Annotated in this window: 15 protein-coding genes; 8 read left to right on the top strand and 7 right to left on the bottom strand. The window is 50.4% G+C overall.

What is annotated here, in order from left to right; translation table 11 throughout:
• Nucleotides 1-120 precede the first annotated feature (120 nt).
• Nucleotides 121-1,185, bottom strand: coding sequence for a lactonase family protein (locus PVOR_RS04950; protein WP_006207992.1), 1,065 nt, complete (start codon nucleotides 1,183-1,185; stop codon nucleotides 121-123).
• A 240-nt stretch (nucleotides 1,186-1,425) separates the two neighbouring features.
• On the opposite strand from PVOR_RS04950, the gene PVOR_RS04945 reads away from it, so the two are divergent.
• From PVOR_RS04945 to PVOR_RS04930, 4 genes are all read left to right on the top strand, one after another.
• Nucleotides 1,426-2,586 (top strand): copper amine oxidase N-terminal domain-containing protein, encoded by a 1,161-nt coding sequence (locus tag PVOR_RS04945; protein ID WP_006207991.1) that lies wholly within the window; start codon nucleotides 1,426-1,428, stop codon nucleotides 2,584-2,586.
• A 145-nt stretch (nucleotides 2,587-2,731) separates the two neighbouring features.
• Nucleotides 2,732-3,106 (top strand): hypothetical protein, encoded by a 375-nt coding sequence (locus PVOR_RS04940; protein WP_006207990.1) that lies wholly within the window; start codon nucleotides 2,732-2,734, stop codon nucleotides 3,104-3,106.
• 158 nt (nucleotides 3,107-3,264) lie between these two features.
• Nucleotides 3,265-3,681: a hypothetical protein gene (locus PVOR_RS04935; protein WP_006207989.1), complete on the top strand. Its 417-nt coding sequence runs from the start codon at nucleotides 3,265-3,267 to the stop codon at nucleotides 3,679-3,681.
• A 183-nt stretch (nucleotides 3,682-3,864) separates the two neighbouring features.
• The gene (locus PVOR_RS04930) at nucleotides 3,865-4,062 is read left to right on the top strand and encodes a hypothetical protein (protein WP_234972780.1); all 198 of its coding nucleotides are present in this window, start codon (nucleotides 3,865-3,867) and stop codon (nucleotides 4,060-4,062) included.
• Nucleotides 4,063-4,064: 2 nt separating this feature from the next.
• Here PVOR_RS04930 and PVOR_RS04925 read toward each other — a convergent pair whose 3' ends face one another.
• The 3 genes from PVOR_RS04925 to PVOR_RS04915 form a co-directional block, all read right to left on the bottom strand.
• Nucleotides 4,065-5,462 (bottom strand): DUF4179 domain-containing protein, encoded by a 1,398-nt coding sequence (locus PVOR_RS04925; RefSeq protein WP_006207987.1) that lies wholly within the window; start codon nucleotides 5,460-5,462, stop codon nucleotides 4,065-4,067.
• Nucleotides 5,435-5,986, bottom strand: coding sequence for a sigma-70 family RNA polymerase sigma factor (locus PVOR_RS04920; protein WP_006207986.1), 552 nt, complete (start codon nucleotides 5,984-5,986; stop codon nucleotides 5,435-5,437). The genes PVOR_RS04925 and PVOR_RS04920 overlap by 28 nt, the downstream gene beginning before the upstream one ends.
• A gap of 219 nt (nucleotides 5,987-6,205) precedes the next feature.
• The gene (locus PVOR_RS04915) at nucleotides 6,206-6,397 is read right to left on the bottom strand and encodes a hypothetical protein (RefSeq protein WP_006207985.1); all 192 of its coding nucleotides are present in this window, start codon (nucleotides 6,395-6,397) and stop codon (nucleotides 6,206-6,208) included.
• A 244-nt stretch (nucleotides 6,398-6,641) separates the two neighbouring features.
• Between PVOR_RS04915 and PVOR_RS04910 the strand changes: the two genes are divergently transcribed.
• The 3 genes from PVOR_RS04910 (at nucleotide 6,642) to PVOR_RS04900 (ending at nucleotide 8,543) form a co-directional block, all read left to right on the top strand.
• Complete coding sequence (locus PVOR_RS04910) at nucleotides 6,642-7,361, top strand: MBL fold metallo-hydrolase (protein ID WP_006207984.1); 720 nt, start codon at nucleotides 6,642-6,644, stop codon at nucleotides 7,359-7,361.
• On the top strand, nucleotides 7,358-7,849 hold the full coding sequence (locus PVOR_RS04905; protein ID WP_006207983.1) for a TetR/AcrR family transcriptional regulator: 492 nt from the start codon (nucleotides 7,358-7,360) through the stop codon (nucleotides 7,847-7,849). Before PVOR_RS04910 ends, PVOR_RS04905 begins: the two co-directional genes overlap by 4 nt.
• 202 nt (nucleotides 7,850-8,051) lie before the next feature.
• A complete protein-coding gene (locus PVOR_RS04900) occupies nucleotides 8,052-8,543 on the top strand; it encodes a cytochrome c biogenesis protein CcdC (RefSeq protein WP_006207982.1) in 492 nt (163 codons plus the stop codon).
• Nucleotides 8,544-8,694: 151 nt separating this feature from the next.
• On the opposite strand, the gene PVOR_RS04895 is transcribed toward PVOR_RS04900, so the two are convergent.
• Together PVOR_RS04895 and PVOR_RS04890 are read right to left on the bottom strand one after the other, a co-directional pair.
• Nucleotides 8,695-9,708, bottom strand: coding sequence for an NADP-dependent oxidoreductase (locus PVOR_RS04895; RefSeq protein WP_006207981.1), 1,014 nt, complete (start codon nucleotides 9,706-9,708; stop codon nucleotides 8,695-8,697).
• Between the two features lie 60 nt (nucleotides 9,709-9,768).
• Nucleotides 9,769-10,029 (bottom strand): metal-sensitive transcriptional regulator, encoded by a 261-nt coding sequence (locus tag PVOR_RS04890; protein ID WP_006207980.1) that lies wholly within the window; start codon nucleotides 10,027-10,029, stop codon nucleotides 9,769-9,771.
• 328 nt (nucleotides 10,030-10,357) lie between these two features.
• Between PVOR_RS04890 and PVOR_RS04885 the strand changes: the two genes are divergently transcribed.
• The gene (locus tag PVOR_RS04885; protein ID WP_006207979.1) at nucleotides 10,358-12,106 is read left to right on the top strand and encodes an alpha-glycosidase; all 1,749 of its coding nucleotides are present in this window, start codon (nucleotides 10,358-10,360) and stop codon (nucleotides 12,104-12,106) included.
• Nucleotides 12,107-12,173: 67 nt separating this feature from the next.
• Here PVOR_RS04885 and PVOR_RS04880 read toward each other — a convergent pair whose 3' ends face one another.
• The gene (locus PVOR_RS04880) at nucleotides 12,174-13,046 is read right to left on the bottom strand and encodes a UbiA-like polyprenyltransferase (protein ID WP_006207978.1); all 873 of its coding nucleotides are present in this window, start codon (nucleotides 13,044-13,046) and stop codon (nucleotides 12,174-12,176) included.
• Nucleotides 13,047-13,064: the final 18 nt, after the last annotated feature.

Genomic DNA, 13,064 nt, shown 5'->3' with positions numbered 1-13,064 from the left:
TGTGAACGCTGCGATTTGTAATCAGGTTATCAGGTATACAACAAGGGCTGCCACTCGGCAGCCCTTCTCGTCTTGTTCTATTGTTTGTCTGGTGCACAATTCATGCTAGCTTAGCAGCTCTTATGCCTTCGCTTTCTCAACGGGACAGATGCACACCGGACGTGTCACTTCTAATGTATAGCCTGTAGAGACCAGATTGCCAGTATCCGGATCGATCCGGTAACTTGCGATCAGGCCATTGTCCTGATTCGCCGCAAGCAGGAAGCCATCCGGCAGAATATTAAAATGGCGCGGCGTTTTACCGCCGGAAGACACCCAATTGACTGCACGAAGCGTACCGGCTTCCTGATCGATTACATACTGCACGATGCTGTCATGCCCCCGATTGGAAGCGTACAGATAACGACCGCAAGGAGACACCAGCAGATGCGAGGAGGTGTTGCTGTCCATCACAACGTCCTCCGGTAGGGTGGATATATGCTGCAATATTTTCAAATCCCCGAACGTTGCATCGTTGGCATAAGCCGTTACCGTACTGTTGAGCTCATTCGTGCCGTATACCCACTTGCCTGACGGATGAAAGGCAACATGCCGCGGCCCCGAGCCCGGCGGCAGACTGATCTCGCGGTGGGTCACGAGTTTGCCGTCCTCCAGACGGTACAGATTCACATCATCCATGCCCAGATCACTGACTACGATATATTGGTTCAGCGGGTCTTCAAATATCGAATGCGGATGCGCCTCCGATTGACGGTCATCCCGGAGCCCGCGTCCGCTGTGCTTGATTTTGGAAGTAATCTCCCCTACCCTGCCGTCTTTCTCCAAAGCAAGCACCGAAATATGTCCATCGCTGTACCCTGTCGTGAGCAGATACTTCCCGCTGGACGTACGAGAGACATGGCATGCCCCGGATGAACCGGTGGACTGAACATTCAGCAGGGTCAATTCACCGTTCACCAGATTGGCCGAATAAGCAGACACATCGCTTTCACCCTTCTCGCTGGCCGCATACAGCACGGAGATGGAGTCGTCAAAATCAAGATACGTCGGGTTCTCTATGCCAGCCGTTCCGCCCAATAGACGCAGCTCGCCCGTTCCCCGATCCATCGCCCCCCAATGAATTCGATTCTCTTCCTCTGAACCATAGGTTCCTATGTAAAATATCAGTTCCTGTCCTGCTGTCATGTGCTCCACTCCTTTGTTTAATGAATTGGGCCGGTTGACCCGGCCTGACTCTTACTATGTATTACCCAGCGGAGCCTCATGCTTACCCGACTTTTTACAAGTGGTTCCGGCAGGCAACCGTCTCCTGGTTACTACCAATAATTACTTGCAAAGAAATGTATTGCTACCGTTGGTTTTATCATGTACGATTACCACAATTACCTCTCTATTCTATCATTCGTTGAAGGAGATGACAGCAAATTGAAGAAAAAAATCAGCCTGCTGGCTATCGCATTCCTGTTCCTGTTCGCAAGTGCGGCACAAGCTGCTCCGGCGAAGAATCAGGGGAAAATCCGGGTCTACCTCGATAACCAGGAAATCAAGTTTCAGGCAGCGCCTATTATGAAGAACGGGGTCACCTTCGTTCAATTCCGTCCTTTGTTCCAGGCATTGGATTATAAGGTCAATTGGAACAGCGCCAACAAGCAGGTGACAGGTACATACCTCGATCAGAAGCTTCAAATGACCATCGGCCAGAAGACCGCGTATGTCAATGGAGTCAAAACCTCGCTCCAGATCGCACCCTTTACCGATGCCGGCAACACGCTGGTGCCCCTTCGTTTTGTAGCTGAAGCTACAGGGCTGCCAGTGAAGTGGGATGCCAAGGCGCGCACCATCAAGATTGACCGCGAAGGCGCAATCGACAAAGCCACCGATGAGGTGAAGAAGCTTTACCACGCACTTGAAGAGGCAGGAAATGCCAAGAAATTGGATGCCGCAATGGCCTTATTCCATTCGAAGTCTCCTGTTCTTGCGAAGACCAAAGAAGGCTATCAGAACCAATTCAAATACGACCTTCATGTATCGAGTGATGTATGGGAAGTAACGGTAGCGGGAACATCAATCCACGCATTCACCAGCGTTACCCTTGAGCGCAGCAGCGGCCCTTTTACATGGGATGTTACACTCCATTACGAGAATCTCCTGAAAAAGGATGCGTCGGGTGCCTGGAAAATCTATGATCTGAATCAATATGATACGGAATATCTGGCAGGGGATAATCTGCTCGATGCGAATCCGAAGGTGCCGGAAGCAGAACTGAAAGCCATCCGCGAATCCATTGACACGCAGTACAAGGGCTTCAATGAAGAGAATGGTCCCCTGCTCATGTCCGTTATTCATCCGGACTCGGCATTCTATGAGATGTTCCAGAACAGCATTGCTGAAGGCATCTTCGATGAAGTGAATTTCAACCTCACAGCTGAAGCTGTCCGTCCGGTCTTCTTCCAGGGAGAGGAAACCGTAGTCTACATCGAGGAAACCGACGATGCGGACGGGGATATCATCAACACAACTTCACTCTACTGGCTTAAAAAAGCAAACGGCCAATGGCTAATCTATGATGTGCTGGAGCTTGAATAGAATCTGAATGAACCAAACACTCACAATAACCGATGATCCTCGCAAGGGTCGTCGGTTTCTTTTTTTTGTTAAATCTTCCTCCATCCAGGTCTACTTCACCACAGGTGACATATATCATAGTAGTCATGCATTTAGGAGGGATTGTATGGGTGTCAAATTAATCAGGATTGCTGCGGTTTACTTTGTGCTCGGGGTGCTGCTTGGCATGTACATGTCTATATCCCACAGCTATGATTACGCCTCTGTTCACGCACACGTCAACCTGCTGGGCTGGGCGTCTCTGGCTCTTGCAGGCGTTATCTATCATCTGTTCCCTGCAGCCGGGGAATCGACCGTTGGCAAAGTGCATTTCTGGCTGCACAATATCGGTCTGCCTGTCATGATGATTGGTCTCGCACTACTGATGAGCGGTGTTGAATCCGTTGAACCGGTAATTGCGGTAGGTGGCGTTCTGGTAACGCTGGGCATTCTGGCTTTCCTCTATAATGTGCTGATCCACGTCAAGAGCAGCACGAAGTAGGATGAAGGTTAGGTATTGGACGATGTATTTGGAAGGATCACCCGAATAAGGGTGGTCCTTTTTCATGTTTTCTGGTGCTTCCCCGGCGGGAGATGGGTCATAGTTACCGAGTATTGGGTAAAAAGAGAATACCTTTCTCTTAGAAGGAGGCAACACACATGGAGACAAACACAAACACAGCAATTCAAGTCCAGTTCCACTGCCGTCAGTGTCAAACTGATATCCGGGTTGCGTTCGAATCAGAACAGTTTAACACGGTCCACTGCCCGCAGTGCGATTTCAGCTATTCACTCATGAAACCTACGATAGGTGAAGAAATATTGCTTGATTGGGAGAAAGAAGCCGTATTTCAAAAAATTCGGGCAGACCAAACCGAACATGACAAAATGGAGCTGATGCTCCTGGTCATTAAGGTAGTTGAGCTGCTGACCTGGCGGGATGAAGGGAATGGCCACATTCGGGCCATCGAGACGCTGCGTCAATGGCTGCTCCTTAACGGAGTACCCAAAGCTCTAATCGAGCTGCTCGATGCAAAGGGAACCGAAGGAAGCTCGCCTAACAAGCATAGGGAATAGCGCAATCAATCTACGATTTAGGATATAAAGAAACAAGAAAAGGAACTGCCCCCGTCATCAGGTCGGGCGGCAGTTCCTTTTGTGTCCAAGAGTCGTCCTTATAGCATGCTTGCAAATGTGGGACCATTCCAGATCATCATACGTAATTATGGTTAAAGGAGCTGATTATCCATGTTCAACTTCATGTTTACTGCGTTAATAGGCATTGCACTCATCGCGATTGGCATATATTCCATCCGACATCCGGATTCATGGTGGTTCAGAAGATCGAGAGATGACATTGAGCTCAGCGATTTGAGAATATGGTACTTAAAATTTGCTGGCAAAATGATCATCGCATTCGGTGCATTGGTTATTCTGATGAGCTTTCAGCATCTCTAATTTCATTGAATCGGCACCTCGAAGGCCTGCTCCATGACGCCAGGGTAGCTGCTTAGTGTGAACGTGAGCGGCTGAGGATATTCTTGCGGTTTAAGGTATATATACTGAGTAATCCTGCTTATTCCCGTATCGGAAGAAGAATGGGATGATGAGTTGACTCCCCCTGCATCCTCATTAATCATATGTTTGTTCCCCTCACCATCCACGAACTCGGGCTCAATCGATACACTGCCCATATGCCTGTCGGCCCGCTCTTCATATTCCAGTGTCAGCATATGCTTCGTATACTCTCCGAACTGAATGTCTCCATCCGGCGAACGGATTACTTTCCCCTTCTCCGTATCAACAACGAGCTGCATCGTGGAAGGGTCAACTGCCTGGAATCCGTCCGCCTTCAGCATGATTGATTCGGGTTTCTCCAATATATTGCTTTCGAAGAAATAAGTCATATCTCCTCCCCCGGCACCCGGCAAGAACGCGGAATCGCTGTTCAATCTGATCTTCTCACCGTTAACGACAGTCTCCAGATAAACACCCCACAGACCGGATACCTTCATGGTATTGCTTGACGGAATGTTGGCTTTCACAACAATTCCAGCCGGTGACAGAACGGCTTCCTTCAAGTAGAACCTCTGCTTCTCAATCTGCAGCATTTTGTTGATTGGAATCGTGGTGAGGTACTTCTGGGCAGTCTGTACATCAATGGAAACGTTAATATCGATCACCTGCTCGTTTTCCGCCGAGGATTCATAGACCGTATTCGTGGAATACGGGGCCAGGATAAAAGAGAAGGTCAGCTCCTGCGGCAGCGGGGTGTCCTCATTCGTCTGAACATCCAGTTGGGATCGGTGCAGCACACCGGGTGCCAGCTTGTTCCCTCCGGAAGAGCCCACACTGTAGGGCAGCGGATCGCTTGAGCCCGGATGCTTCAGTACGACCCTCTTCAAGTCGGCCGGATCCTCCGCCATATTCTGGACAGTATAAAATACGTCCATCCGCTGGGAGCCCACCAGCACCCCGTTCACGGTTACGGTGTAGTCTCCCTTTGTTACCGATTGATTAACCGGCTGAATCATTCCATATTTATTCGCCGTATTCAGCGTAATATCTTCGCCAAAATCAAACCCCGTCAGCGGCGGATACGGCCCTTGAGCCGCCATCTGCTCCTTCGGCTTCAATCCGCTCTCGTCCCCGCCCCAGACTGCCAGCAGCAGCGCGGCCGCTACGGTTACCATCACCGCGGAGAAGGAAACCAAACGGGCACGAAGCCGCCGGTGGCGCCGTCCTCTCCGCATCCCGCTTCGAACCGCCGCGTCCAGCGCTTCATCGGTGACAGCCTCTGTGCTGACCTCCGCGGATTTATTCATCTCTTTCAGCATGCGCTCTTCCTTCTCAAACATGGAATATGGTCACCTCCTGGCTCGATTTTCTGCCGAAGCAGCTTTAATCCCTGATGAAGCCGGGTTTTGACGGTCCCCTCAGGACAATCCAGAATTTTCGCGATATCGGCGATCGTCATGTCCTGGTAATACTTCAGAATCAACACATGGCGGTATTTGGGTTTCATGCGGCTGAGTGCCTGCTCCAGATCCAGCTTGCTGTCACTGACCATCTCGGCAGCCATCTCCTGGCTTCGTACCTCCTCTATCGGCACCATGCGCTTTTTTCGTTTCTGCTCATCAACGCAGCAGTTAATCAATATCCGGATAAGCCAAGGAACAAACGCCTCCGGATGCTTCAGCTTCCCGCACTTCATCCACGCCCGGTATACCGTCTCCTGCAATACCTCCAGTGCGTCGCTCTCATTATGCAAATAACTGTACGCGATTGCGTATAAACGCCTGCGGTGCTCCGTTACGAGTGAATAGAATGCTTCTTCATCCCCTCTGCATGCCGCAGCGGCAAGCTCTTTATGATCCATCATGCGATATACCTTCCCCTCATCCGACCTGCCTCGTTATTCAATCACTGTATATAAGACTGCGGTGTGTTTCAAACGGTTTTTTTATTTTTCTCCAACCTCACTAGACAAGCAAACAAAAGGCATCGTCTGACAACAAGTTTCAAGCCCCAGCGCATGCTGTCCCGAACAGGCACAAAAAAAGCCCACCCGGATAGGGCAGACCTGTATTTCATTCTTCGTTTAACTTCGTCTTCTGCGTATCTTGAAAAAGTAGTGGTATCCCAGATAGGCGATGCCGCATAACAGCAGCATAAGCGCAGAAATCCAAATGACAGGAAGCAAATATGGCGTGTGCTGGCTGGCTATATATAACAGTACAGCGGAGAAGGCATACATCACCATCAAAATAACGATGCGTTTGAAAATATCCATGTCGTCCGCCCCTCATTCTTCATAGTAAAACAATCTACAATTTTTTCCGATTATCTATCATTATGGTAACGCAAAACGATGAATATTGCACTCAAAATTTGGTAAATTTATAAAAATTTTAGCGATTTAATTGACAAATTCATGAAAATGTTACAATTCAGGCTTAATTTTAGGCTTGATAAAACTAATTGTATTAGTTATAATACTAATATGATTAGTTTACGACGAAAGGGGAACTCTTTTTATGTTAAAAACTACGATAGAGCACGTGACCCAAATTTCTTTTCTTCCTCGTTTATTCCCGGTTAATGTCTACCTTGTTGAAGAAAACGACGGATTGACACTTATTGATGCCGGGATGTCTTTTTCCAAAAAAGGAATCCTTCAAGCTGCATCCGCTATAGGCAAACCCATAACCCGCATCGTATTGACCCATGCCCATGGTGATCATGTCGGAGCTCTCGACGGGTTAAAGAAGGAGCTTCCGGATGCCTCTGTTTACATCTCGCAGCGTGACGCCTTGCTCCTTAAAGGCAACGCCGAGCTCCTGCCTGGAGAGCAGCAAACTCCGATTCGTGGAGGGATCCCCAAGAACATAACCACGGTTCCCGATGTGCTGCTGAGCGGGGGCGATTCCATAGGCTCACTCAAAGCCATTGCATCCCCGGGTCATACACCTGGACATATGGCATTTCTCGATGAGCGCAGCGGTATCCTGATTGCGGGCGATGCTTGGCTAACCCGGGGCGGATTAGCTGTATCCGGCATGCTTAATCCCTTGTTTCCTTTCCCTGCCCTGGCTACATGGAGCAAAGAGCATTCGCTGCAAAGCGCCACATCATTGACTGCCCTGAAGCCCGCCGTTCTGGCTGTCGGCCATGGAAAAATGCTAACCAACCCAACCGCCAGCATGCAGCAGGCTGTTACGCAAGCGGAATCCGCTTTCAGGAGGAATACGAAATGAGCCCGAGACCCGGCATAGATCGACTCCAGCTGCTTCAATCCGCGGCCGAGCTCGCGGATCAGGGTGGGCTTCACGCTGTGACCTTGGCTGCACTTGCGGGTAAGCTTGGGGTTCGATCCCCTTCCCTGTATAATCATGTAGACGGACTTTCAGGTCTGCATGCCGCTCTGACGCTGCATGGACTGCAGACCCTCCACGAACAAATGCTGAAAGCTGTCGCCGGCCGCTCAGGTGAAGACGCGCTGCGTTTCGTATGCCTTACCTATGTTGACTTTGCAAGATCCCACCCCGGATTGTATGAAGCTGCGCTGCAGCCTCTACGCCCGGACCAGCAAGAGACGCAGCGCGTAGGGAATCAGATTGTGGAGCTGCTGCTGCGGATATTGACTCCTTACCAGCTTAGTGAGCCGGAGGCTCTGCATACGGTACGAACACTTTCGCAGCCTTTTGTCACTGGCTTTTCCTACTCGTGGAACGTTCCGGTCTAATTTCGGCACTCGATCTGGATCTGGATGACAGTCCTAGAATTTACATGATCCGGATATTCATTGACGGGCTCCATCAACAGAACAGCCAGCGATGAAGCGCGGAACCTCTGCATTTGCCTGATTTTGCCTGGCATAAGAATGTGCTATAATCAGAAGAAGCACACTGTCGTGTCATCTTATTTATGGAAAGAGGTTCTGAATTGTGGTTGACTTCGATTCCCCAATTCTTCAAATAGGCTCTACGATCGCCATGCTGGTTATGGCCGTGACCGTGATTTTCATTCGGATGAAAGCGAGTCATCGTCCCGTAACCGTTAAGAAGATTATCATTCCGCCGGTTGCGATGAGCACCGGATTTCTGATGTTTGTAGAGCAGCAGGTCCGCATCCCCTTATGGTGGGCAGGAGCAGCCTTTTTGGTCGGCTGGTTCATCTTCTCCTATCCCCTGATCCGAAGCACGAAATTCGAGAAGGTCGAGGGGCAGATCTTCATGCAGAAGTCGAAAAGCTTCGTCTACATCCTGCTTGGTCTGCTGGCTGTCCGGCTCCTGCTACATGGATATATTGAGCAGCATATTTCCATCCCGCAGACAGCGGCGCTGTTCTTCATGCTGGCTTACGGGATGATTGTCCACTGGCGAATCTCCATGTATCGCCAGTATCAGCAATTCTCGACCCCGGAGGCTGCGATGTAACACGCTCTTCCAACACCATGACAGCAAAAAAAGAGTGCCGAATCACACTGAAGGAAGGCCAATGCCTTCTGGGCCCCAAACTCCGTCTTGAGGAGTTTCCTGCAGGCCCCATCTGAATCTGGCACTCTTTTATATTGTAAAACAGAGGTTCCTACTTCTGTTCTTCGCTTACTTTCACCAGCTGTTTTCCCAGGTTCTCGCCTGTGAATAGCCCCAGAAACGCCTCCAGGGTCTTATCAAAGCCATCGATCACATTTTCGGCGTGTTTGATTTTGCCGTCTCTCAGCCATTCGGCCAGCTCATGCAGTCCCTCATTGTACCGGCTGGCGTAATCGCCAACCAGGAACCCTTTCATCAGCGCGGTATTGGTAAGCAGCAAGCTCTGAATTCTCGGACCTGTGTCCGGTTTCTCCAGATTATAAAGTGCGATTTGCCCGCAGATCGGGATCCGCGCGTTTTTGTTAATCAAGCGCAGGACCTGATCGGAAACGTCACCACCTACATTGTCAAAATAAACGTCAACCCCTTCGGGACAAGCCTCGACTAGAGCTGCCTTCAGATCATCCGTCCGATAATTGATCGCCGCGTCGAATCCAAGCTCCTCGGTCAGATACGTTGTCTTCTCATCCGAACCGGCAATACCGACCACCCGGGCTCCCTTGATCTTGGCAATCTGCCCCACAATCATGCCAACGGCACCTGCACCGCCAGATACAACCACCGTTTCACCAGCCTGCGGCTGGCCGATATCGAGCAGTCCAAAGTAAGCTGTCAGCCCCGTCATCCCGAGTACACCGAGTGCTGTCGATACGGGTGCGAGATCCGGGTTGACCTTACGCAGCGTCCCGGTGCTCACAGCGGCAAAGCGCTGCCATCCCCAGCTGCCTGTGACAAAATCGCCCTCCCGATAGGTCGGATCCGTCGATTCCATCACCTGCCCTACTGCGCCGCCTGCAATCACCTGTCCGACCTCATAGGGTTTGGCATAACTTTTGGCATCACTCATTCTGCCCCGCATATATGGATCAACCGATAAGTATACGGTCCGTACGAGTACTTCTCCCGCCTGCGGGACAGGCAAAGGCTGTTCCTCAAACGCAAAATCAGACTCATCCGGCATACCTTGCGGCCGCTTGGCTAGAATAATTCGTTCATTTACCGACATTTGAGTACCCTCCTTAAAAAAGCCGTTATCATACCTTTACCCATTTTGCCCGTTCACAAATTACCTGCTCTTTACAAGCAAATTCACGGCCTCCAGCACAAGCTTCTCCGTATCCTCACCGTTCTCCTCGGCCTTGCGTACACAATCCACCAGATTTGAGCTCACAACAACGCCAATGGTCCGGTCAATCGCCGTGCGTGAAGCGGATAATTGTGTGATGACTTCCCGGCAATCCTTGTTCTCTTCCATCATCTTCAATATCCCGCGAAGCTGTCCTTCAATCCGCTTGATCTGGTTTTTCATCTGATCATCGTACTGCATTTAATTTCCTCCTAAAATACCTGTCTCCATGTTCAGGCCTGTCCTTGTCTCTCCATTATACAACAAACCTCCGCTCTTTCCCCACAAGCCTATCGCTCCAGCCGGACCTCCGGTATCATTCGTTGTCATTCTTCTTGAATGTCCTACGAGGGGCTTGTATACGCTCACAGCCCATGGTATATTTTTAAAGAGCAAATGAAATCATCGACACCTGAGATTCCAAATTCATAATCTAAAGGCAATGTTATCTTACAAAGGTACAACCTCGGCTATTCATAGTCCTGGCTGTGCCTTTTTTTATTTTACTTAATCTAAGGAGGAATTATCGATGTTCTTGGAAGCCATCTATCACCGTCCGCGCAAAAACTGGTCTTATGCTTACGACGGAACGACCATCCATCTCAGAATCCGCACCAAAAAAGATGATATTACCGAGGTGTACGCGCTTGCTGGCGACAAATATTTATGGGATCAGACGATGGAATACATTCCGATGACCAAGCTGTCCTCGGATGAGATGTTCGATTATTGGGAGTGCGAGGCAACCCCTCCCTATCGCCGCCTGAAATACGGCTTTCTGCTCCAGCAGGGCCAGGAAAAGCGCTGGATGACCGAATATGATTTTCTGACGGAGCCGCCGGCCAATCCGGACCGCCTGTTCGAGTATCCGTTCATCAATCCGGATGACGTTTTCCAGCCGCCGGCATGGGTGAAGGACGCCATTTTCTATCAAATTTTCCCGGAACGCTTCGCAAACGGCGACACGAGCAATGATCCGGAAGGCGCCTTGCCTTGGGGCAGCGCAGAGCCAACACCGAAGAACTTCTTCGGCGGTGACCTTCAGGGTGTAATCGACCACCTGGATTATATTAGTGAGCTTGGGGTTAACGCGATTTACTTCACGCCGCTGTTCACGGCAACCACAAACCATAAATACGATACCGAGGATTACCTCGAAATCGATCCGCAGTTCGGCGACAAGGACACACTGAAGAAACTCGTGGACCTGTGCCATGCGCGCGGAATCCGCGTCCTGCTGGATGCGGTATTCAATCATTCCGGCAAAACGTTTGCCCCATTCGTTGACGTGCAAAAGAACGGCATGAACTCCAAATATAAAGATTGGTTCTACGTTCGTTCCTTGCCGCTGGAAGTCGTGGACGGCATTCCGACTTATGATACCTTTGCATTCGAACCGCTGATGCCGAAGCTGAATACGGAGAATCCGGAAGTCCGAGCTTATCTGCTGAAGGCGGCAGAGTACTGGATTAAGGAAACCGGCATTGACGGCTGGCGCCTGGACGTGGCCAACGAGGTGGGACACAGCTTCTGGCGCGAATTCCGTCAGGTTGTCAAGAAGGCCAACCCGGATGCTTACATCCTAGGCGAGGTATGGCATGAATCCTCGATCTGGCTCGAAGGCGACCAGTTTGACGCTGTCATGAACTATCCGTTCACCAACGCTGTTCTGGACTTCTTCATCAACCGCACCGCAGATGCGGAGAAGTTCTCCTTCATGCTTGGCAAGCAGCTTGCGGGATATCCAAGACAAGCCAGCGAAGTGATGTTCAACCTGCTGGACAGTCATGACACCGCCAGACTGTTAACGCAAGCCAGCGGCGACAAACGTCTGATGAAACTCGCCGCCATGTTCCAGTTCACGTATTTCGGCACGCCATGCATCTATTACGGCGACGAAATCGGCATGGACGGCGGGCACGACCCGGGCTGCCGCAAATGCATGGAATGGGATGAGACGAAACACGACAAGGACCTGTTTACGTTCTACCAAACGCTCATCAAGCTGCGCAAAGAGCATTCTGCCCTTCGGACCGGCAGCTTTAAATTCTTGCATGCCGAGAAGAACGGCGGCAAAATCGCTTACCTGCGTGAGGACGACAACGAAACGATCCTCATTGCCATCAACAACGATAAGGCCGGCAACACGATTACCGTCCCTGTACTGGATCCATCCTGGACCAACCTGTGGAACGGCGAGAGCCTTAATGCGAAGCAAGGCCAGCTGACCGTCAAGCTGCCAGCTTTCGGCTTCGCTATTCTGAAAGCCGGGAAGTAATAACAAAACTCCCTTTGATGCCATAACCCGATGTACGGGCTGGCAGTCAAAGGGAGTTTTTTTACTATCACAGCAGAAACTGATCAGCCAATGTAAAGAACAGAATCGTCATACTGATCACCTGATTCAGGTTGTAGGAGGCCAGATTCATCACCTTGCGGCTGGAGGGCTTTATGATACGATGCTCCGTGGCAAGCAGCAGCATGGAGATGATAATTCCTGTCAGATAGAGCCAGCCCAAGCCTTGGATAACATAAAGAGAGACCAGCAGCATAACCATAATGCCATGCAGCGACCTGGAAATGAGGAGAGCCCCTTTTAATCCAAACACGCCAGGGATACTGAACAAACCTGTATTACGATCGAACTCGATATCCTGTGTCGCGTAAATAATGTCAAAGCCTGCAATCCACAGCATCACAACCGTACCGATGATGAACGGGATTATGGCGAATTGCCCCGTTACGGCAAACCATGCCCCGATCGGAGCCGAAGCAATCGTAAAGCCCAGGTACAGATGGCACAACCACGTAAAGCGTTTTGTGTACGAATACGAGCAGATCAGTACAACCGCTACCGGCGACAGCACCAGACACAGCAGATTCAGCATGCCTGCTGCAAGGATGAAGATTGCAAAGTTAACGATGACAAACACATGAACCTCACGAGACAACAGGAGTTTTCTTGGCATGTGGCGGTTAGCCGTTCTCGGATTCGCAGCATCAAACTTCAAGTCGGCGATGCGGTTGAAGGCATTGGCCCCATTACGGGCAGCAACGAGTGCAACGAGTGACCACAGCATGACGCGCCAAGACGGGATGCCACCCGCTGCCCAGATCATGGAAATGATCGCAAAAGGCAGCGAGAACAGCGTATGGGAGAACATCACCAGCTCTCCGAACATTTTAGTCTTATGAACGAACTTATTGATCATCTGCATTAGGATATCACCCTCATC

It is taken from the genome of Paenibacillus vortex V453 (assembly GCF_000193415.1).
GTDB lineage: Bacteria > Bacillota > Bacilli > Paenibacillales > Paenibacillaceae > Paenibacillus_AQ > Paenibacillus_AQ glucanolyticus.
This window is presented reverse-complemented; position numbering and strand designations above follow the sequence as displayed.

Bases quoted from the DNA above. Each gene is read 5' to 3' on its own strand.
- PVOR_RS04925 (WP_006207987.1), bottom strand. From the start codon at position 5,462: ATGTTTGAGAAGGAAGAGCGCATGCTGAAAGAGATGAATAAATCCGCG.
- PVOR_RS04895 (WP_006207981.1), bottom strand. From the start codon at position 9,708: ATGTCGGTAAATGAACGAATTATTCTAGCCAAGCGGCCGCAAGGTATG.
- PVOR_RS04920 (WP_006207986.1), bottom strand. From the start codon at position 5,986: ATGATGGATCATAAAGAGCTTGCCGCTGCGGCATGCAGAGGGGATGAA.
- PVOR_RS04915 (WP_006207985.1), bottom strand. From the start codon at position 6,397: ATGGATATTTTCAAACGCATCGTTATTTTGATGGTGATGTATGCCTTC.
- PVOR_RS04890 (WP_006207980.1), bottom strand. From the start codon at position 10,029: ATGCAGTACGATGATCAGATGAAAAACCAGATCAAGCGGATTGAAGGA.
- PVOR_RS04880 (WP_006207978.1), bottom strand. From the start codon at position 13,046: ATGCAGATGATCAATAAGTTCGTTCATAAGACTAAAATGTTCGGAGAG.
- PVOR_RS04885 (WP_006207979.1), top strand. From the start codon at position 10,358: ATGTTCTTGGAAGCCATCTATCACCGTCCGCGCAAAAACTGGTCTTAT.
- PVOR_RS04935 (WP_006207989.1), top strand. From the start codon at position 3,265: ATGGAGACAAACACAAACACAGCAATTCAAGTCCAGTTCCACTGCCGT.
- PVOR_RS04910 (WP_006207984.1), top strand. From the start codon at position 6,642: ATGTTAAAAACTACGATAGAGCACGTGACCCAAATTTCTTTTCTTCCT.
- PVOR_RS04950 (WP_006207992.1), bottom strand. From the start codon at position 1,185: ATGACAGCAGGACAGGAACTGATATTTTACATAGGAACCTATGGTTCA.
- PVOR_RS04930 (WP_234972780.1), top strand. From the start codon at position 3,865: ATGTTTACTGCGTTAATAGGCATTGCACTCATCGCGATTGGCATATAT.
- PVOR_RS04905 (WP_006207983.1), top strand. From the start codon at position 7,358: ATGAGCCCGAGACCCGGCATAGATCGACTCCAGCTGCTTCAATCCGCG.
- PVOR_RS04940 (WP_006207990.1), top strand. From the start codon at position 2,732: ATGGGTGTCAAATTAATCAGGATTGCTGCGGTTTACTTTGTGCTCGGG.